Source organism: Niabella agricola (genome assembly GCF_021538615.1).
GTDB lineage: Bacteria > Bacteroidota > Bacteroidia > Chitinophagales > Chitinophagaceae > Niabella > Niabella agricola.
In genome coordinates this window covers 304590-327060 of the sequence record NZ_JAJHIZ010000002.1, presented here as the reverse complement: position 1 = coordinate 327060, position 22471 = coordinate 304590, and the positions used below count along the sequence as shown (strand labels likewise).

Genomic DNA, 22471 nt, shown 5'->3' with positions numbered 1-22471 from the left:
AAATCCGGGCAAGGGCCAGGGATACGGTGTTCGGCAATATTTCTCTATTCGATCTTTAGATAGCTCTAATCGCTATCCACGTCGATTTGAGTATTGAATACCTTATTTATGTAGCCGCAGTCAATATCACCAGCTCCCCTCTTTTCCCATTGACTATTCATTCCTCAGCATTGGCTACTCCGACCGCAATGCCTTCACCGGATTGGCCCTTGCAGCTCCGATTGCCCGAACGCTCACAATGACCAGCGCAATCACAAGCATCAAGGCCCCGGTACATATAAACAGCCACCAGGGAACGGGTGTCCGGTATGCGAATGTTTCCAGCCACCGGTTCATGAACCACCAGGTTGGCGGAATAGCAATGACGGTCGCTATCAGGATCAGCTTTAAAAAACCGATAGAAAACAACCGGACAATACGCGTTACACCAGCACCCAGTACTTTCCGGATGCCGATTTCACGGGTACGCTGAACGGCCATAATACTCACCAGGCCAAATAATCCCATACCCGCTATAAGCACTGCTATTGCTGTAAAAATCAGGGACATTTTTTCCTGTTTCTGCTCAGCGGCATACTGGCGCCTGAAATTGTCTCCCAGGAAATGATACGTGGTAACATTCGTTGGATCAAACTGCCGGTAGATCTGGGCAATATATGCGAGAGCTTCGCGACTTTTTCCTTTTGCCACCCGTACATAAAGGTTATCCTGCATTGCCGGAACCGGGGGCATTACCATCACCAGCGACGCTACCCGGTGCTGCAGGGAATAGGTATGAAAATCGTGTACCACTCCAATAATCGTACGCTCAGCGGTATGTCCTGAATCGTCGATGCCGAACTGCAGTTTCCTGCCCACAGCCTCCTGCCACCCAAGCTTGCGCATCAGGGATTCATTAATCAGTGCAGCGCCATACTGGTCTGTACGGATACTGTCTGAAAAGTTTCTGCCGCTCTGTAACCGGATGTCCATTGCCGGGAGGTAATCCGCATCAACCATCAGTTCCTGGGCAGCGGTTGTTGCCCTGGAAAAGCCCCCTCCGGGCGTTTCAAAGCGATAGCTCAACCCGCCAAGGTCATTGTTTCCAATGGGATTGCCAGCTACGGCCACTGCCTCAATCGCCGGATTCCGGAGCAATTGATTTTTAAGTGCCGGTACCTGGTTGCGAACCTTTACGTTGTCGATATGGAAGGTAAGCACCTGTTCTTTATTAAAGCCCAGGTCTGCCTGCAACATATACTGCAGCTGGCGAAAAATGATCACCGATGCCGGTATCAATGCTGCGGCAATGGTAAATTGAAAAATGACAAAGATTTTTCTCAGCCCAAGGCGCTCCTTAACGGTTACGTTTCCCTTAAGCGCCGGTGCGGTTTTCAGGGTCAATAATAACAACGACGGGTACAGGCCGCTCAAACAGCCGACAATTGCCGTAACAATGATCATCGCTCCGCATACGGTCAGCCATCCGGATGGTCCGATATACAACTCCCGCTCTACAAAACGGCCAAAACCCGGAAGCAACAGCTGCACCAGCAGAACCGCCAGCAACACGGCAATGCCCGTAATCAATACAGACTCTGCCATAAACAGGCCAATGATCCCGCCTCTTCCAGACCCGACCACCTTACGCACGGCAATCTCCCTCGTACGAATGGCTGCGCCCGCTATCGTAAGATTGAGGTAATTGATGACAGCGATGGCTAGTACCAATACAGCAATTACGATAAGCATATACACCCTTCCTGCATCACTGTTCTGACTCAGTTCATAATCAAGATGCGAATGTAAATGAATGGATGAAAGCGGCTGCAAAGCCATTTTGTAATCATTCACCCGCATGCGCTGCTGCATAGTAGCTGCGGCAAAACCCGGAAGCTTCTTTTCCAGGTCTGCAACCTGTACGCCCCTTCTTAGCAACAGATACGTATAAAAATGAAAATTCTGCCATCCATCCGTTACAGGGCCGGGAAACGGACGCACGGCGCTAAAGCGTAAATGCGTATTTGCGGGAATATCCCTGATAACGCCGGTAACCCGCGCTGGCTGCTGGTCGTTAAAGTAAATTGTTTGCATCATTGCCCCGGAGGCCGTACCAAAAAGCTTCTCAGCGAGCGATGCCGATATCACGATCGAACGCGGATCTGAAAGCGCCTTCTCCGGGTCCCCGTATAAAAAATGATAGGAGAAAATCTTCGTAAGGGACGGATCCGCAAAAATAATATCCTCCTGTTTAAACTTTTTTTCTTTATAGGAAATCACACCTCCTCCCTCCAGATCGATCCGCACTGCCGCTTCTACCTCGGGAAAGTTTTTTTGCAGCTGCGGTGCAAACGGAGCCGGGGTTGTGGCCTGGTGCAGATCGTTACCATTCCATTTCGTATGCTGTATTACCCGTACAATACGGTCTGCATTTGCGTAAAACCGGTCGTAGCTGTATTCATCCAGCACATACAGGGTGATAAGACCTAAAACGGTAACACTGATGGCCAGTCCGCTGATGTGGATGAGCGCATGCATTTTGTTTCTCCAGATGTTGCGCCAGGCCGTTTTGAAATAACTTTTGATCATTGTTCAACTATTAACGTTTCAAATAATACCTTCATTCATTGCCCCATTCCCTATTAAGTATTCGCCATCGCCTATTCGCTATTGACATCCCTACTCCGAACGCAATGCCTTCACCGGGTTGGCCCTTGCAGCGCGTACTGTTCGTATACTGAGTGTTACCGCTGCCAGTATCAACATCAGCAACCCGCTCAACGCAAATACCCACCAACTCATCGTTGTTTTGTATGCGTAGTTCTGCAGCCATTTATAAGCCGCCCACCAAGCAATTGGCGCCGCAATTAAAAAAGCCAGCGCCACCAGTACTATGAATTCCTTAGACAAAAGCGTTACGATCTGTTTTACCGGCGCTCCCAATACCTTACGCACCCCGATCTCTTTGGTACGGCTATTCGTAGTATAAATAACCAGTCCCAACAAACCCAGACAACTGATTGCTATAGTGAGGGCCGTAGCCCATTTCAACAACCCTTCCGTAGCCCGCTCATTTTTATAAAAACCGGCAACCATATCATCCACAAACGAATATTTAAAAGGTTCCTCAGGGTATAGCTGCCTGTATACCCCCCGTATCTTCGAAACAGTCGCAGCCCACGGCATTCCCACATTTGCCGGCTCAAGCCGCACATGAAAAGTGGAACCAGTTCCGTTTTTAAATACCATCGGACTGATCCGAGATTTCAACGACATATCATGAAAATCTCTTATAACGCCTACAACCGGTACCGATTCTTTATCATTCCATCTCAGGTAAGTGCCAAGTGCCTGTTCCGGACGTTGAAAACCCATCTCCCGGGTAAATGTTTCATTTACCAGAAACTCATTTACAGAGTCATTTGCAGAAACATTTCTTCCTGCAGCCAGTTTCAGGTCATATATTTTTAAATAGGCGGTGTCGCCCCACCGGATCTGGGCCTGAGGATGGACCGTCTCCTTACCGTTGTTATAGGAAACATTTACAAAAGCAGCACCCGCATCCGCAGGTGAGAAAAAGCCCGAACTTACCGACTGCACACCGGGGACCTCTTTTATCCGATGGATCAATACAGCCCTGTGTGCATTCAGGCTATCCCGCGGGATATTAAACGTTAGAATCGCATCTTTATTGAAGCCCATGTCGACATGTGTCGAATACCGGATCTGCTTCCCCACCATCAGGGTTGCGATCACAAAAAACTGAGCAATTACAAACTGCCCCACGGTAAGCATTTTTCTTATCCAAACATGTCTAGACTGAGCCGCAACAGCAACCGAATTCTTTAAAACCAATACCGGTTTATAGCTACATAGGATCAGTGCGGGGTAAATGCCCGAAGCCAGGCTGATGAATAGGGTTAGTGCCAGCAAAAAAAGCATCACCGGCCAATGGTATAAAAAGTCTGTTGTTAATCCCTCAGGCGTGTACGTCGCAAACAGTTTCAGGATCCAGGGCGTTAAAAGCACTGATAATAGCGTAGCCATTAATGTTACCAAAAATATTTCGCTGAGCACTTGCATAACCAACTGCATTCTGGAACTACCGATTGTTTTACGGATTCCAATTTCCCGCGCACGTTGCGAGGACTGGGCAGTAGAAAGATTTATAAAATTAATACACCCAATCATCAACAGAAACCCGGCAACCGCCAACAGTCCGTAAAGCGTTGTTTTGCTTGCCAACCGGGAATCAAAGCTTTGAAACTGGCTGTTGAAGTGTATATCAGCCAGGGGCTGCAGCATCAGCGTTATGGTACTCCCTGGCTTTTTCACCGGGTCATAGTGTCGCTTAAATAGTGCATTCACAGCGGCTGCGGCCTGCTCCTTTGTATATCCCTTTGATAGCTTTATATACAACTGTGAATAAGCCATCCAGTCATCCCAAACGTTCATCATAAAGTCGTCCCTGAGACCGGTAACCGCAACAGTTGGTAGGGATATAAATTCTTTAGCCTTGAAATCCGTAGACTGATCCAGATCTTTTACAATACCCGTTACAGTTGCCGTGATCTCGTTGTATTGCAACTGTCTTCCAACAAGCAAATGTGCGGGTATGCCGGGAAAGTACAGCCGTCCCCTGCTTTCCGTTAGCACTACGGCATACGGATCTTTTAATGCCTCTTTAGCATTTCCGGCAATCCACTGATATCCCAGCAGGCCCATATAATCACTATTCGTAAAAACAACATTTTTTTGCTTCTTAAAAACCTGCAGTTTCTCGTCTTTGTCTTTACCGATCATCACATCTGCGGAAGCATCGCCCTGGAACTGAAACACGGGAACCGTCTGCTCCACTCCGGTCATTTCTTCTGCGATGGCACTACCAAGAGGTGCCGGCACACCGGCACTGAAACCTTGTGTTCCGCCACCAAATGTTGCACCCAACACAACCCTGTAAATGCGATCCCGGTCCTTTTGAAAACGATCGAATCCGAATTCATAGGAAACGATCATAAAGATCACCAGGGAAGCACTGATGCCAATAGCCAGCCCCAGTACATTGATGCCTGAAAAAGTCTTATGCTTCAGGATACTGCGCCAGGCCGTTTTGAAATAACTTTTGATCATTGTTCAACTATTAACGTTTCAAATAATACCTTCATTCATTGCCCCATTCCCTATTAAGTATTCGCCATTGACATCCCTACTCCGACCGCAATGCCTTCACCGGGTTGGCCTTTGCAGCGCGCAGTACCTGGAAACCGATCGTGATCAGCGCGATGCCTGCTGCCAGCAGCCCGGCCAGCAAAAACACCCACCAGACCATATCGATCCGGTAGGCATACCCTTCCAGCCATTTGTGTACACTGATCCAGGCCAGCGGACAGGCAATCAGGATTGCGATTACTACATACTTCAAAAATCCCGCAGAAAGTAATGCTACAACGCCCCGTACGGAAGCGCCCAGCACTTTCCGGATGCCGATTTCCTTTGTTCGCCTTTCCGCCGCATACAAGGCGAGGCCGAACAATCCCAAGCAGGAAATGACAATGGCAAGCGCTGCCAATATGGCAATGATCGTACTCACCTGTTTATCGGACCGGTATAAATCTGCAAAATGGTCGTCCAGGAACTGGTACTCCAATGTCTGATCCGGACAATACTTTTCCCAAACCGACTTAATGAAAGGCATTACCGACCGGGCCTGGCGGCCGTTTAGCTTCACTGAAAGCGTACTAAAACCAAAATCTTTTTGATTGAACAGAAACAGGGTTTCAATTTTATGATGCAGGGAATTAAAATTGAAATCCCGGGCGATTCCCACAATCCTGCCCAGGGAATCGAATCCGAATTTACTACCCAGCAGATCACTTATTTTCGCGTGTGGAAGTTCTTTCATCAACTCCCGGGCAAGCGTTTCATTAATGATATATTCGCTTCCCCTTAAAGAGGGATCCGGTGAAAAGTTGGTTCCGGCAACCAGGGGAATCTTATAAAGATTCAGGTAGTCGTGGTCTACAATCAGTCTTGTGGCAGAAATCGTCCGCACAGGCGCCCCGGGGGCGGTAAAGCCAACGCCCGACTGATCCAGGTGCCCTCCCAGCTGGTCCTGGGCTCCCGTAACGCCGGTGATATTGCTGTTGCGCAGCAGTTCTTCCTTCAGTATATCGTATTTTTTATACGTGATTCCATTCAGGCGAATAGTAAGCACCTGTTCCCGGTTGAAGCCCGGATCCCGTTCCTGCATATAGTTGAGCTGGCGCACGGCAAAGATCGTTGTAACAATAAGGAAAACTGCGCTGGAAAACTGTATCACCACCAGTACATTCCTTAATGCCGGTTTATTCCTTCCCGTTTGTACCGATCCCTTGAGCACTTTTACCGGTGCAAAGGATGATAAGTAGAAGGCAGGATACAATCCGGATATAATCCCAATCAGCAGTGCTCCCGATAAAAGTGCCAGCCAGGTGTAGCCATTCAACAACTGTAGACTAAGATCGCGGTCAATCAGCAAGTTGATCTTTGGCAGGAATAACACAACTCCTGCTGCAGCAATCAGCAGCGCCAGCATGCAAAGCAATACCGATTCGGCTACAAACTGCAATCCCAGCTGAAGGCGCCGGGCACCCGCTGTTTTACGCACCCCCACTTCCCGCGCGCGCTCTGCAGACCGCGCCGTTGAAAGATTCATAAAATTGATGCAGGCGATAACCAGTATGACCAGTGCGATCACAAAAAACAGGTCGGTATATTTTTTGTCAAACTTCCGGTAGTTCACCAAATCTAGTACGATATCTCCCGTCCTGGCATGAATGTCTTTTATCGGCAGGAGGAAGAGTTCATAATTTTTCCATTGGTCTTCCATTGCCAGATATTTTTTAAGATACCCCGGAAACTTACGTTCCAGTGCCCGGATATCTGTGTGTGGAGCCAGCTCAAAATAGGTTACCCAACCGTTGCCGCCCCAGTTGCGCATCATCCGCTGTTTGTAGTCTGTAGCAAAAGAAATCAGCAGATCAAATTGCATATGCGAATTCCGGGGTATATCCCGGAGCACACCGGTAACCATCAGGCTGGCCGTGTCGCCCCCATAATGCATGATCCTTTTCCCAACGGGGTTTTCAGAACCGAAGAGCTTCCGGGCGGCAGATGCTGTAATAACAGCGCTTAGGGGCTGTTGCAAAGCATGTTGCCGGTCGCCGCTGAGCAGTTTAAAATTGAACATGTCAAGAAAAGCGCTATCCACAAAAAATGCCCTTGGAAGGTCCATGCGCTTTTCGCCATAGGTAGCCTGGTATTTTTCCGCCCGGCGTACCCGGGTGAAATTAACGATCTCCGGAAACTCCTGTTTCATCGTGGAAGCCATCGGGAACATCGATATAGGCACTTTCTGGGACGCAGCCAGCCCCTCCTGTTTCTGTACTTCATTCAGCCGGTAAAGATTCCGGGTATGAAAATCATCAAAGCTTTGCTCATACATCACAAAAAGAATGATGACAAGGCTTACTCCGATACCCAGTGCAAGGCCAATAATATTAATGGCCGTAAACACTTTGTTGCGCCATAAATTCCGCCAGGCGGTTTTAAAATAATTCTTTATCATTAATCGCCATTTAAGTTTTGGATCCTATTCCCTATTCGCCATTCACCATCCACTATTGCCTATCGACAGCCCTTTACTCCGACCGCAATGCTTTCGCCGGACTCGTCAGCGCTGTTTTAATTGCCTGGAAACTCACCGTAAAAATGGTTAACAACAATGCTCCTGCACCGGACAAAAGAAATATCCAAAAAGGCAAATTAGTCCGGTAAGCGTACTGCTGCAACCACTGATGGAGGTAATACCACGCAAAGGGAATGGCTATAAAACAGGCAATAAGCACCAGCAGGAAAAATTCTGCCGACAACAGGCGCCAAAGCTGGTATACACTTGCGCCCATCACTTTTCGCAGACTCACTTCTTTTTTGCGCTGTTCTGCCGTAAAAGCCGCCAGTCCAAATACCCCAAGGCAGGAAATAAATACCGCCAGGGCGGTAAACAATGCAGACAGCCGTCCGATGCGCCGTTCAACCGCAAACTTTCTGGCATAGATTTCGTCATTAAACGCATAATCGAAGGGTGCATGAGGGTTATACTTCTTAAAGACCGCTTCAATCTTACCCAATGCCGTGTGCAAGGGTGCACCCTGTTTTATGGCAACAGTAATCACATTGGCCCAATCAGGGTTGTTCATAAAAACAGTAGGTACCGGCGGTGCGTAAGGCGATGTCATCACCATGTCTTTAACTACTCCGACGACAGTGTATACCCGGTCATTATGACGAAGCTCCCGGCCAACCATCTGTTCCGTTCCGCCTATTTGTTTTACCGCGGCTTCATTAAGAATGACCGACAAGGTATCGGCAGGAACGTTTCCAAAAAAATTCCGGCCCTCTTTTATGCTCCAGCCGATGGTACTTCCGAAATCAGCGGTTACCCCGATGATACCAAAGGTGGGCAAAAGATCCGGGGCTTTTCCGCTCCATTCAAACCGGTTGCTGAAACTAAACACATCGATTGTAGGACTGGAAGACGCGGCCATATTGGCCACAGCGCCCGTAGCCAGTAATTCATTCCGCAATGCATCGTAATGCCCGTAAAGATCGGGGGTGTTCATCTGTACGGTTATCAGTCCCTCCTTCCGGTAGTTGACGGGCCGGTCCTTTGCATACCGGATCTGTTTAAACACGATCATACTGCCAATGATCAGCGCTATGGAGAATGAGAACTGAAGCACAACGAGCACTTTGCGTGGCAATGAGGCCGCCTTTCCCTCCATGAACCGGCCCTTTAATACTTTTACGGGTCGGAACCTTGACAGATAAAACGCAGGATACGTCCCCGACACCAGTCCCGTAATCATCATAAAACCCACGGCAGCCACCCAAAACCCTATAGAATGCCGGGGAAACAAGAGCTGCTTATCGGCCAGCGCATTAAACAAGGGCATGGCCAAAAGTACCAGCAAAACAGCAAGCAGGAAGGAAAAAAAAGTCGTCAGCACAGACTCTGCCAAAAACTGGCGGATCAACTGCACCCTGCCGGAGCCAATCGTTTTACGGACTCCTACTTCTTTTGCGCGCTGCTCGCTGCGCGCCGTGGAAAGATTCATAAAATTAATGCCCGCCAATAATAGCACAAAGACGCCAATCACTGAAAAAAGATACACAAACCGGATCGCGCCGCCAACCGATCTTCCGTTTTCAAATTCGCTGTACAAATGCCAGCGATCCATGGGAAACAACCCCGCCTGTTCCTGTTCCTTCTTAATAGCTTTGTGCGCCATCACCACCTGTTCTATTTTACGGGAAACGGCATTCATGTCGGCCCCTTCAACCAATTCTGCAAACACCTGGAACGATTGTTCGTCCCAATCTGCAACCGCCTTCCGGATCCATTCAGATGTTGTGATGTATTTCTTCCAGGGCAGCAATAGCCTGGTTTCATAAAAGGTTGTATTACGGGGGAGGTCTTCATATACACCCGCCACCCTGAAATCATCCTTGTTATCGAACCGGATCGTTTTCCCGATGGCCGTTTCATTACCAAACAGGCTTTGTGCCAGGGAGGCACTGAGCAATACAGCGGAAGGATCGTTCAACGCGTTGATATTTCCGGCGCGCATTTTAAAAGAAAACATCTCTGGAAAAGACGCCTCTGCCCAAAGGCCTGAAGCGCCTATTCTTTTATCCGCCACTGCGAGCACATGACCAAAATTCCAGGAAGCAGCAGCCACATTTTTAAAATCACCTCGGTATTGATTGCGCAGAACCGCTGCAACCGGTATGCAGGAGGCCTGCTCTGTAGTTAACGCCCCGTCGTTACCACGATAGGTACGCATCAACTGTGCCAGTTTTGCATGGTTATGATGATACCTGTTAAAATGCAACTCATCCCACACCCAAAAGCTGATCAGCATGGCAACAGCCATACCTATCGCCAGGCCGGAAATATTCAGGATTGAATAAAGTTTATTTCTTGTCAGATTCCGCCAGGCGGTTGTCATATAATTCCTGAGCATCGTTTCTTATTTATAAGTCATCGGTGTTGGTCCTGCAGCAGTATGGATATTCCCTTTGGCCGTTTATTCCGGCTGCCAATATTACTCTGTTCGCAGCGCTTTTACAGGATTGGACACTGCCGATTTTAATGCATGATAACTGATGGTTGCCATCGCCACCAGCGCCGCACATACACCGGCAAAAACAAAAACGCCGGACGGCATTACCGTTCTATAGGCAAAACCGTTTAACCATTCACGCATCACATACCAGGCAACCGGTATTGCAATAATATTAGCAGCCATTACCAGGAGCACAAATTCTGTTGCCAGCAATCTTACAATTTCAACGGCGCCGGCCCCCAATACCTTCCGGATGCCGATCTCCTTGGTTTTTACCTGTGCGGTATAAGCTGCCAGGCCTAATAATCCAAGACAGGAAATAAACACCGCAACGGCGGCAAACAATGTAAAGATCATTTCCTGCTGCTCTTCTTTCAAATAAAGTTTATTATAGCTTTCGTCTAAAAACGCATACCGAAAGGGGATATCATTATTATACTGCTTCCAAACGGCTTGTGCCGCAGCAATTGCTTTTGCGGCATCGGCGCCGGTTGTTTTTATATACAGTTTCCAACAGTTTGCCGGCTTAAACTGAAAAACGGCGGGTTCTATCTTTGCATGCACCGACGAAAAATGAAAATCCTTTACCACTCCTATGATTGTTCCGTTAACCGTTTGAATGCGCAGCCGCTTTCCGATAGCATTCTTCAATCCCATTTCCCGCATCGCCGTTTCGTTGATCAGGAAATGCGTACTGTCTGCAACTGCACCCGTGAAATTCTTACCAGCGACGACTTTCATTTTAAAAAAATCAATGGTATGTTCATCGGCAAATATCTGGCTGAACCAGGTATTTGAATTCGCCGGCTTCCCATCCCAGTCGTTATCGCCTGTAGCAGAACCACCATCCACCATATCTCTGCCTACACCCGCCACTGCCAATATTGCTTTCTGCTTCAGCAGTTCATGCTTAACAGCCTCCGCGTGCTGCTGCATATCCGGCCTCATACCAAACGAAAAGATATGTGCCTTATCATAACCCAGGTTTTTGTTCCGGATATAGCTAAGCTGCTTTCCAATGATCATGGTACCGATGATCAGAACGATCGATACGGAAAATTGTACCACAACCAATACTCTTCTAAAGGTGCTTTTTCCAATAGTTGCGGTAATTTTTCCTCTAAGCACATGCAAGGGTTTAAAAGAGGAAAGCAGCAATGCGGGATATATGCTGGCTGCCGCAAGAGTGCCCAGTAACACCATCAGTATCCAGAATGCCATACCAGGATCTGACAAACGGAATGCCACCTGTTTGCCTGAAAGCTGGTTAAAATAAGGCAGCAGCAGGGATATCAGCAGCAGTGCCAGGGTGGTTGCGATTGCAAACAGTAACAGGGTTTCAATGACGAATTGCATCAATAATTGTCCCCTCCCCGCGCCAACGATCTTACGCATCCCCACTTCTTTTGCCCGCAACATCGAGCGGGCAGTTGATAAATTGACATAATTCATGCATGCCACTGCCAGGATCATGATTGCCACAATTGCAAATATCCGAACGGCATCAATGCCGCCGTCATTACCATCCATCTGGTACAAGTGCATTTTACCAAGAGGCTGCGTAACATACGGAACCGGTTTGTCCTCTGGTTTATTGCGCTCGTGGATCGCCTGCAGCTTTTTTTCGAGTGCTGCAGCACTGGCACCGGGCCGCAGCAACAAATAGGTAGCAAAGCCAAAATAAGACCAGTCCGCATTCATTGAGGGCACTACTGTTTTCCCGTCGTAGGAGGTTTGTTTCCTAACATAGCTCAGCTCGTTAAACCGGTTCATCGGCAACAGTACATGGTACTGGAACGATGAATTGGCCGGGTAATCGCGGATCACGCCCGTTACCTTACATTGCTCATCCAGCCCCATTGTAACCACCTTCCCGATGGGGTCCTCATTTCCAAAATAACGCCTGGCGGTTGATTCGGTGATCACCAGTGAATTGATATCAGGGAAAGGATTCCTCTGGTCACCACGAATCAGGTTGAAATCAAATACCGAAAAATAGGAAGGATCCGTAAACGCAAAATTGCTTTCAATGAATACCTTGTCCTTATATTTAAAAGGCGCATCACCGATACTCATTATCCTTACGCCGTCCTCTACTTCCGGCAATTCTTTCTTCGCAAAAAAAGCGACCGGTGGAATGATGCTGGTAAAAACCCGCTTACTGATACCGGTGCCCCCTTCTATTCCTATCCGGTAAATCTGCTTTTCATTTTTATGAAATCGATCGAAGCTTAACTCATCCCGTACCCATAATAATAAAAGGAGGCCTACCACAAGACCAATTGTCAGCCCTCCTACATTAAGGGCGGCATAAAATTTATTGCCCAGTATATTCCGTAATGCGGTTTTTAAATAATTCTTAAGCATCGTATCAGGTTTACGTTTTGTTATTAATTGTCAGTTGTCAGCGAGCCGCGATCAGTTACCAGTTCTTAGTTGTTCTCCGCGATCTGCCACTTACTACTCACCGGTAAGCACTACTTTTATTCCGTTCTCAGGCTTTTGACAGGACTGGCCATTGCTGCGCGGAAGGCCTTATAAGCTACTGACAAAAATGCAATGACCAACGCCAGGGCTGCCCCGGCGATAAAGAAGCCGGCATGTAGCGGGATGCGGTACACAAAATCGTTTAACCAGCCCTGCATCATATACCAGGCGACAGGAACTGCCAGTAAAAATGAAATACCGATCAACAGCAGGAACTCCCTGGAAAGCATAAATACAAGGCCCGTAACGGAAGCGCCCAACACCTTGCGAATGCCCACTTCTTTTGTTTTTTGTACCACCATGAAAGAAACCAGACCATAGAGACCCAGACAGGCGATAAAAATCGCTAAACCCGAAAAAATCTTATATAACAGCGACAGCTGGGCATCCTGCTGGTAGAACCGCTCAATGCTTTCGTCCAGAAAACCGGCATTATACGCGTATTCCGGGTAATACTGTTTCCAGACCTCCGCTACCTGTGTTTTTGCAGCCTGCAGATCCGATGCGCGCAGCTTAATGCCTATCTGGCCGTAAAGGCTTTTCTGGGTGGAAATAAACATGGGCTGTACTTCCCGTTTTAATGAATTCGCTTTAAAATCTTTTACCACCCCGGTAATCAGGTGCCAATTACCACTAATTTTTAATGTTTTACCAACTGCATCTTTCACATCCCTTATTCCCAGCATCTTCGCCAGTGTTTCATTGATCAGTCCTTCTTTAATGGTATCGCTGGCGCTGTAATTCCGGCCCGCCAGGAGCAACATCTGATAGGTTTTCAGATAACCGGTATCGGCAAACTTCAGGTGCACCTGAAACTTTTCATCTGGCCGATGGTCAAAAGCAAAGTTGGTAGATGAATTATTTTCTGATGTTGGAGCATCCGATTGAAAGGAAAACTGCTGCACGCCAGGCAGTTTCCTTAACGCTTCTGCAAAGGCCTCCTGTCGTGCCAGGCTGATGCTGTCGGTACTGCCGTTTAACAACAGGATGGCCTCCTTATTAAAGCCCAGATCAGCCTTCCGTACAAAGTTCATCTGTGTAACCGCAACAATCGTTCCTACCATCAGTACCTGTGTAATGGCAAACTGGAATACGACCAGTACTTTTCTTACGGAAACGCCCCCGGATTTTAATGTTATTATTTTTTGATTAAATATGGCTGCGGGTTTGAAGCCGGAAAGAATCAACGCGGGATACAGGCCGGACAAACAGGCTACCAGCAGCCCTATTGACAGCAGCAAGCCCAGGTTGGTACCGTTTAACAACGTTAACGGTTCCTGTATGGATGCAATATGCCGGATATGCGGTAAGGCCGCCCAAGCCAGTAAAAACGCAGCAACCACGGCAATCAATACCAGCAGCGCAGTTTCGCCCATCATCTGCCAGAAGATCTGTTTACGGTTGCCGCCCAGCACCTTTCGAACTCCCATCTCCTTGGCTCTTGTAATGCCCTGCACCGTGGCGAGGTTTACGAAATTGATTCCGGCCATCAGCAAAATAAACACAGCGATGAGTGACAGGGTAACGAGCGTAACCCGGGAGATACGATGATCACCGAAGGTTTCATACTGCAAATTGAAATGCAGATCCGAAAGGGGTTGCAGCAGGTTCATCTTGATGGAGGAACCGCCCCGGTTTTCCCGGCTGTACTGTTCTTTGCTGAAACGTTCCAGTTGCTGATTTACTGTTGCTGCTGAAACACCTGGAGGGATTTGAACATATACCTGGAAATTACTGGATACGCATCCCCAGCAGTTTTCATTATAGTAATATAACCCGGCATTCTGTTTAATCGTTTTCATGGAGATCAGCACCTGCAGCGGAAAATCTGTATTGGCCACAGGATCTTCGATGATGCCCGCTACCTTTAAAAGAATATTATGATCCAGCTTCAGCATTTTCCCCAGGCCGTTTTCTTCATTCCCAAAGTACTTTTTTGCTACGGAACGGCTCAGCACTACGGTATTCGGCGCATCCAGTACCGCTGCATTTCCGTTGACCCAACCGGTCTCGAACAGGTTAAAAAACTGCGGCTCGCAAAAAAAGATGCCGGTATTTTCAATAAACGCCTTCTCGCCACCCTTTTCATCTATAATATTAACGGCACTCTGATAGGTAGCATTTATGGCGCCAAAGGTCAGGCCGGGGAACTGCGTCCTTAAATGCTCCAGGGCCGGAACGGGTACTCCCGGATTATAGGTAATGCCGTCTGAAAACTGGTCGCGGGTAACTACCCGGTACAGTTGGTTGTATTGCGGCTGCTTACGATCATAGCTCAGCTCATAGCGCACCACAATAAAGAGCAGTAAGGCCGCCGCCATACCAATGGCCAGCCCCGTAATATTGATCAGCGAAAACATTTTTTTCTGTACAATATTCCGCCAGGCAATCTTGAAGTAATTTTTGAACATTTGTTATCTTTTTTTAAAAAGAGGAATTTTATTCTGATCCGTTGGTGTTATTCCGTTCGCAGGGCTTCCACCGGGTTCTTTTTAATCGTCCGGAATGCCTGCAGCAGGATGGTGACCAGGGCAATTCCCAACACGAACGCACCCATCAACGGAAATAACCACCACTGTATACTGATCCGGTCGGAAAAGTTCTGTAGCCAAGCGTGCATGGCCAGCAAGGTAACCGGAACGGACAGCAGCACTGCCAGCACCACCAGCTTTAAGAAATCCACGGAGAGCAGCGCGAGTATCTCACTAAAACCGGCCCCCATCACTTTCCGTATTCCAATTTCTTTTGTCTTCATGGACGTATTCAATACCGATAACCCCAGCAGGCTTAAACAGGCGATAAACAGGGTAATCACGGAGAAGACATTGACCAGTTTTCCGAACCTGATATCCTGCTGGTACTGCCGGTTATACATTTCATCCATAAAAAAATAATCCATGGTATGGCCCGGAAAATCTTCTTTCCATTTGCCGGCAATCGTCTGCAGCACCTGATGCACTTCACCCGTAACCAATTTTACGGTAAAATATCCATAGATTCCCTGTTCATGCCAGAGGATGAGCGGGTGCTGCGCCTGCTTCAACGACTGTTGACGGTAATTCCGGTTCACTCCGATAACGGTAGCCACGTTAACAGGTCCGGAATTGACTTTTATTTTTGCACCAATAGCCGCAGCCGGCGTCTCAAACCCCAACAGGCGGCAGGCCTCTTCGTTGATAATAACCTCGTTGTGCTGTACGGGTGCTTCAAAGAAGTTACGTCCGGCAATCAAGCCGTTATTCAGTACGGGCAGAAAGTCTTCATCCACACCGTAGAGATAATAATTATACCCGGTGGTTTGAGATGCAGCCAGTCGCCGCACGTCGGTCTGGGTATTCAGGGTGTTATCATCTGCACCCGGAAGCGAAGAAGAAAACGCCACCATCCTTATACCCGGGATCCGGCGCAGGTCATTCTTGAACCGCTGACCTGAAACCCGCTGCAGGGAATCACTTGCCGGCATCAGGGGACCTTTTATCACCAGTACCTGTTCCATATTCATGCCCAGGTTACGGCTTCTTACAAACCGGATCTGCTGATAAATTACAGCCGCACACATGCTCACGGCCAGGGCAGCAGTAAACTGTCCCAACACCAGCACCTTACGCAGCCTGGTTCCTTTTCCGAGGCCCGTGAATGTTCGCCTGGTAACCGCAGTTATTTTTACCGCGGATGCCAGCAATGCAGGGTATAGCCCCGCCAGCAGGCAAATCAACACAAACAGTACCCCCGAAAACATCCAAAAACCAGCACTACGCCATAACCATCCGCCGGAACCGACTCCCGTAATGGCGCGATAAGCAGGCATAGATACCTGCACCAGCAATAACGCCAAAACGAAGGCGACCGAGCTCATGATCAGCGATTCTGTAAAAAACAGCTTTACCAGGGACCAGCGGGATGACCCGAGCACTTTCCGAACGCTCACATTCTTTGAACGCTCTACAAGACGGGCCGTGGTTATATTTATATAATTCGCTACTCCAATAAACAAAATCAGCAGTGCAATCATCATCAGAAAATCCACAACAAGATGGCTGCCGTTTGCTTCCGGTTCAAAGGATTTATTGGAATAGAGATGAATATCTTTTACCGGTTCTGCTTTTAACACTTCGTGTTTTAACCGGGCATGGGAAAATTGACGCAGTTTTTCATTAAAGCGGTTGAGCCCGGTACCGGGCTTCATCAACAGGTACGTAAAATTATTATTCCCGTTCCAGTTACCGGGATCAAATCCCAAGGTTTTGATGTAGTCAAAGGGCAACAGCATTTCAAACTTCAGATGCGTGTTAGCCGGAATGTCTTCCGCTACGCCGGCAATGGTAAACAACCGGTCCTTTACCCGTACCGTTTTATCCAATACTTCAATCGTACCGAAAAGTTTTTGAGCCACGGCGGCCGTGATCACCAACTGGTCCGGTGAGGACAATACGCCCTGCTTTTTCCGTAAAAGACTGTAACTAAAAACAGAAAATACGGAAGCATCTGCAGCATAGGCCTTACTGATTAACACGGCCCTGTCTCTGTGTTGCACTTCAACCGTTCCCAGATCCTGCAGGCGTACGTAGCCGATCACTTCCGGCATGGTTTGCACCAGCATCGGTCCAAGCGGAGGATAGGTTTCACAATCCGTACCAACGTATTCGCTGCCTTTGTACATATCCACCGTAACCCGGTACATATTTGCGGCATTCTTATGAAAAGCTTCATAGCTGCGTTCAAAACGCACATAATTTATGATCAGCAAAAAAGTAGCGATGGCAACGGCCAGCCCCAGGAGGTTTAAACCGGAGTAGAACCGGTCGCGCCAGCTATTACGGAGTGCTATTTTTATGTCGTTCTTAAACATGCTTCAATGTGTCTTAATACTTCATGGCCGGGAACCGGTGACAAGTGGTAAAGGGTACTTGTTTTGACCGCAGGCCCAGGTTGACCATCCCCTACCGGCGCACCCATTACTCCCATTCAGCCAGGCTACTCTGTTCGCAACGAACGCACCGGGTTGGCCATAGCCGCACGGAACGTATTCAATCCTACCACCAATAACGCCAGTAACAAAACCAATACGCCTACAGCCGCAAATACCAGTATGCTGATATGAATGTGATACGTGTACTTTTGAAGCCAGTGATACATCAGCCACCAGGTAAGGGGTACTGCAATTACAAATGCGATCATCACCAGTTTCAGGAACTCGCGCCCGATCAGCAATAATACCTGGCTGATGGTTGCCCCCAGCACTTTGCGGATGCCTATTTCCCGGAACCGCCGCTCTACTGTATACGCGGCCAGTCCACCCAGTCCTATGCAGCAGATAAAAATGGCCAGCCCCGCAAAAATATTAGTGATCCGGCTAATCAGTTCTTCGCTTATAAATTTCTGTCCGAACTCGTTATCTGCAAACTGATATTCGAAAGGATAAGCCGGGTTATATTTTTTAAATACCGCTTCAATCGAAGTCAGCGCTTTTTTCACGGGTATTTCATCGGCAATACGCAAACTGATCACGCCGGTGGCGTTGGGTTTGTAGAAGGTCAACATGGGATCCACCGGCTGAAACGGCGATTCCATCACCACATTTCCGGTAACACCGATCACCTGGTATTTTTCATCACCAAACCGCATTTCCATTCCAACCGGATGTTCCAGGCCCATAGCTTCTACAGCTGCTTTGTTGATCAGTATGGAAGCGGAATCAGCGGGATTACCGGTAAAATCATGGCCCTGAAGTAACCGGATGCCCATTGTTTTTGTAAAATCGAGATCCGTCCGTATGCCCGAAATGATCACATTCAGATCAGCCGGCTTCCCGTTCCAGTCCGGTGCACCAGACTTCCACCATACCTGCGTAATGGGCGAACTGGAACGCGTAACGGCGGTAACGGTCCTGCTTTGCAATAACTCCTGCTTGATAACTGCAAAGTTCTTTTCGGTTTCCTCCGTTCCGGTAATCATCAGCAGGTTGTGGGCGTCATACCCCGTCTTGCGGTCCTTTATATGCTGTATTTGCTGGTATACAATAATCGTGGCGGAGATCAGCAGGATGGAGATCATAAACTGGAATACCACCAGTATATGGCGGGGCAATGCGGTTTTACCGCTGGATACAAAAACACCTTTCAGCACTTTCACCGGGCGGAATGAAGACAGGTATAGAGCCGGGTAACTGCCTGCAAGGATACCGGTTATAATGATGATGGCCAAGCTTCCCAGCCAGAATACCGGTTGCCCGAACTCGAGTTCCAGTTTTTTATTTACCAGCTGATTGAAAGAAGGCAGCAACAGCAATACGATTCCTATGGAAACCACAAATGCGATCAGTACCAACATCATCGACTCTGAAAAGAACTGCAATACCAGTCTCAACTTGCCGGATCCGAGGGTTTTGCGGATGCCTACCTCTTTTGACCGCTTTTCCGAGCGCGCCGTGGAAAGATTCATAAAATTCACACAGGCAATCAGCAGGATGATGATTGCAACAATAATGAACATGCGCACGTATTCAATCATGCCGCCCACGTTTTTACCCTCTTTAAATTCGTCATAAAGATGCCAGCGCTTCATCGGAAAAGTAAAATAGGTACTAATCTTATCGCCCGGGTCATGCTGTTTTTTTACACGGTTGATAACCGCGTCCACCCTTTTTATATCTGCACCGGGGGCCGTTTGTACGTACACCCGCCAGCTTGATCCTACCCAGTTCTCCATCATTTGCTTTGTCGCCGGATCATTATAATTAAACGGCGTCAGGAAATCAAACCGGAACGCTGAATTGCCCGGAGGATCTGCAAGGATGGCTGTAACCCTGGCATCCCGTTTCTCTTCAACAATCCGGATCGTTTTGTTTACCGGGTCTTCATTCCCAAATAATGCCTTGGCCGCGGATGCGGTCAGCACAATCGACGAAGGATCGCTGAGTGCATGTGCGGGACTACCCTTCAGGAATTTCCAGGAAAAAATATCAAAAAAATGATCCCCTACGGTCAGGCCTCCCTTCCGGAGCTTGGTCTCCTTTACATGGAGCAGCAGATCATAGTTCTGAGTCGTAACCGTAGCGTTCCTGATGAGGGGATCAGCCTGCTGCAATTCCCGGGCCATAGGTAGTACCATATTATAGTCGGTAAATACGCGGTTCTTAAAATCACGATTGGCTACCACCATATGAATGTCGTCATAATGCTTCTGAAACCGGTCATACGTAAGTTCATCCTTCACCCAAAGCAGGATCAGCAGGGTAGCAGAAATCCCGATGGAAAGTCCCAATAAATTAACTAACATAAACCCCTTATTCCGGGATAAGTTGCGCCATGCTGTTTTGATGTAATTTCTGATCATTTTTTTATTTTTTGAACTCTCGGGTGAAACGTTTATAGAGAAAAATGTTATGTACGACCTCCCACCCGCTATTCACTATTCACCATTCACAATTGTTTACTCCGACCTCAGCGCCCGCACGGGATTGGCCAGGGCTGCTTTCAGCCCTTGTATACTGATTGTGAGAAACGCAACCAGCACTGCCGTTAACCCCGCCACAGCAAACATCCACCAGGTTATATGAATATGATATGCGAAGCCATCCAGCCATTTATTCATACCCAACCACGCCACGGGTAACGCGATAAGAAAAGCAATCAATACCAGCTTTAAGAATCCCGACGATAACAGCATCACTATATTGGTAGCCCGGGCGCCTAAAACTTTTCGAACACCTATTTCTTTTGTACGCTGAAGGGTGCTGTATAGTGAAAGTCCTAACAAACCCAGGCATGAAATAAAAATGGCAAGTATTGCAAAATTGAAAAACAAATTACTGAACCGGTCTTCTGCATGATATTGTTCATCAAAAAACGTATCTAAAAAGGCATATTCAAATGGCCGGTTGGGAACAATCTGCCTCCAGTGTTGTTCAATATTCTTTATCGTTTCGGGAAGATTTTTTGAAGAAAGTTTTATGGAGATCATCGTAAACGTACCGGGATCGTAGCGCATTGTTAACGGTTTTACGGGCTGTAACAATGATTGAAAATGAAAATCTTTAACCACACCGATTATTTTCCCTTTGCTCCCCCATTGACTATAGTTTTTGCCAACGGCATCTTTGGGATTGGCATAACCCAGAGAACGGACGGCCGTTTCATTGATCACCATCGCCTGCGTACTGTCGGTTTTAAAGGCCGGTGAAAATCCACGCCCGGCCACCAGTTGCAGCTGGTATTGATGAATATAATCAAAATCAACAAAATAGAGATCCATATTGGTTTTCTGCATTTCGCCATTCTTATTTTCCAGTTCAGAATAGGCAGCGGTATTTCCTCCCCCCGGAATAAATGCAGAATAACAGGAGGACAACACCCCGGGGATACCCGAAAGTGATTGTTTAAACCGGTCTTTATTTTTGTCAAAATTGGTATTTATAAACAGGGTATGCGCTTTGTTAAACCCCAGGTCCCGGCTACGCATATACTTTAGCTGCGCCGCTACCACGATGGTACCCACCATTAACACAATGGATATTGCAAATTGAAAAACCACCAATCCTTTTCTTAACAGGAGTCGTTGGGTTCCCGTCACCAGGTGTCCTCTCAGTACATTTACCGGCTTAAAGGACGACAAAACGAACGACGGATAGATACCGGCGATAACACCAATGACAAGAGATAGCACAAACAACTCCAACACATGCAGCGGGTTGTGGAAGATACCAGGAGTGATAATTTTGCCGGCAAGCTGATTGAACAGAGGGATCAGCATGAACGACAAAAACACAGAAACCACAAAGGCCATCAGGGCAATCATAACAGACTCACCAATAAACTGACCGGCCAGCTGAAAGCGCGCTGCTCCTATTACTTTACGCACGCCTACTTCTTTTGCACGTTCTGCGCTACGAGCTGTAGTCAGATTTATAAAATTAACGCAGGCGATCAGCAGGATAAAAACAGCGATAACTGAAAAAATATATACATTATTGATACTTCCCGATACAAAGCCATCTCGCTTTGACCTGAGGTAGACATCGCGCAACGGTTCAAGACTTAAATAATCCTGCATTTGCAGCTCCCTGGCCTGCCTTCCATGATGATACTCCATAAATGCCGGAAATTTTGAGGCAAGTTTTTTTGCATCCGCACCTGGTTTCAGCAGTATATATGTGTAAAATCCATGGTTGGTCCACTCGCTGTCGGCCGTTGGAACACCATAGATCTGGCGATAGGAGGACATGGACACAAACAAATCCGCCTGTATCTGTGAGTTTTCGGGAATATCTTTCATTACTCCCGTGATCGTGGCATTAATGGCCGCGCCGGTCAGCAATACCTGTTGCCCAAGAGGGTTTGTATTTCCAAAATATTTTTTTGCTGTTGTTTGCGAGAGGACGATGCTCATCGGCTCCTTCAACGCCGTCTTTTTATTGCCAGACACCAATGGGAAATCAAATACATCGAATAGCGCAGAGTCTGCAAGCACTGATTTTTTTTCCTGGAAAAACACATCTCCTTTGCGCAGCAGGAATCCGTCGCCTGCAAACCGTACGGCTTCTTCTACTTCCGGAAAGTCCTGTTTCAGGTTTATGGCAACGGGCGCTGATGTAACCCCCTGGGTGGTGATCGTTTCCGTGGGTGTTTTTACATCGGCAACAACCTTGTAAATACGGTCAGCCCTGGTATGGAAGGTATCATAACTGCGCTCAAAACCAACATACATATAGATAATAAAGCAGGCCGTCATCCCCACCGAAAGCCCCAGCACATTAATCAGTGAAAAAGCCTTGTTGCGCACAAGCCCTCTCCAGGCCGTCTTTATATAATTTTTGATCATTGTTTTTTTTGTTTGAGTAT

The 22471-nt window shown here is 47.6% G+C and carries 9 protein-coding genes; all 9 read right to left on the bottom strand.

Going from position 1 to position 22471, the window contains the following annotated elements; genetic code table 11:
- Positions 1 to 174: 174 nt before the first annotated feature.
- The 9 genes from LL912_RS01670 to LL912_RS01630 all read right to left on the bottom strand — a co-directional run bounded on the left by LL912_RS01670 (position 175) and on the right by LL912_RS01630 (position 22451).
- On the bottom strand, positions 175 to 2568 hold the full coding sequence (locus LL912_RS01670; RefSeq protein WP_235551820.1) for an ABC transporter permease: 2394 nt from the start codon (positions 2566 to 2568) through the stop codon (positions 175 to 177).
- A 90-nt stretch (positions 2569 to 2658) separates the two neighbouring features.
- On the bottom strand, positions 2659 to 5109 hold the full coding sequence (locus LL912_RS01665) for an ABC transporter permease (RefSeq protein ID WP_235551819.1): 2451 nt from the start codon (positions 5107 to 5109) through the stop codon (positions 2659 to 2661).
- Positions 5110 to 5185: 76 nt separating this feature from the next.
- Positions 5186 to 7585: an ABC transporter permease gene (locus LL912_RS01660; RefSeq protein WP_235551818.1), complete on the bottom strand. Its 2400-nt coding sequence runs from the start codon at positions 7583 to 7585 to the stop codon at positions 5186 to 5188.
- Between the two features lie 73 nt (positions 7586 to 7658).
- Positions 7659 to 10043: an ABC transporter permease gene (locus LL912_RS01655; protein WP_235551817.1), complete on the bottom strand. Its 2385-nt coding sequence runs from the start codon at positions 10041 to 10043 to the stop codon at positions 7659 to 7661.
- Positions 10044 to 10124: 81 nt separating this feature from the next.
- Entirely contained in the window at positions 10125 to 12512 is a 2388-nt protein-coding gene (locus LL912_RS01650; protein ID WP_235551816.1) for an ABC transporter permease, read from the bottom strand.
- A 116-nt stretch (positions 12513 to 12628) separates the two neighbouring features.
- Positions 12629 to 15043: an ABC transporter permease gene (locus tag LL912_RS01645; protein ID WP_235551815.1), complete on the bottom strand. Its 2415-nt coding sequence runs from the start codon at positions 15041 to 15043 to the stop codon at positions 12629 to 12631.
- Positions 15044 to 15090: 47 nt separating this feature from the next.
- Positions 15091 to 17481, bottom strand: a complete 2391-nt coding sequence (locus LL912_RS01640; RefSeq protein WP_235551814.1) for an ABC transporter permease — start codon at positions 17479 to 17481, stop codon at positions 15091 to 15093.
- A 125-nt stretch (positions 17482 to 17606) separates the two neighbouring features.
- Positions 17607 to 19967, bottom strand: coding sequence for an ABC transporter permease (locus tag LL912_RS01635; RefSeq protein ID WP_235551813.1), 2361 nt, complete (start codon positions 19965 to 19967; stop codon positions 17607 to 17609).
- 96 nt (positions 19968 to 20063) lie between these two features.
- Positions 20064 to 22451, bottom strand: coding sequence for an ABC transporter permease (locus LL912_RS01630; protein WP_235551812.1), 2388 nt, complete (start codon positions 22449 to 22451; stop codon positions 20064 to 20066).
- Positions 22452 to 22471: the final 20 nt, after the last annotated feature.

What these genes read in the sequence shown, in the direction of transcription:
- LL912_RS01650 (WP_235551816.1), bottom strand. Translation starts at nt 12,512, where the DNA reads ATGCTTAAGAATTATTTAAAAACCGCATTACGGAATATACTGGGCAAT.
- LL912_RS01635 (WP_235551813.1), bottom strand. Translation starts at nt 19,967, where the DNA reads ATGATCAGAAATTACATCAAAACAGCATGGCGCAACTTATCCCGGAAT.
- LL912_RS01665 (WP_235551819.1), bottom strand. Translation starts at nt 5,109, where the DNA reads ATGATCAAAAGTTATTTCAAAACGGCCTGGCGCAGTATCCTGAAGCAT.
- LL912_RS01655 (WP_235551817.1), bottom strand. Translation starts at nt 10,043, where the DNA reads ATGCTCAGGAATTATATGACAACCGCCTGGCGGAATCTGACAAGAAAT.
- LL912_RS01630 (WP_235551812.1), bottom strand. Translation starts at nt 22,451, where the DNA reads ATGATCAAAAATTATATAAAGACGGCCTGGAGAGGGCTTGTGCGCAAC.
- LL912_RS01640 (WP_235551814.1), bottom strand. Translation starts at nt 17,481, where the DNA reads ATGTTTAAGAACGACATAAAAATAGCACTCCGTAATAGCTGGCGCGAC.
- LL912_RS01660 (WP_235551818.1), bottom strand. Translation starts at nt 7,585, where the DNA reads ATGATAAAGAATTATTTTAAAACCGCCTGGCGGAATTTATGGCGCAAC.
- LL912_RS01645 (WP_235551815.1), bottom strand. Translation starts at nt 15,043, where the DNA reads ATGTTCAAAAATTACTTCAAGATTGCCTGGCGGAATATTGTACAGAAA.
- LL912_RS01670 (WP_235551820.1), bottom strand. Translation starts at nt 2,568, where the DNA reads ATGATCAAAAGTTATTTCAAAACGGCCTGGCGCAACATCTGGAGAAAC.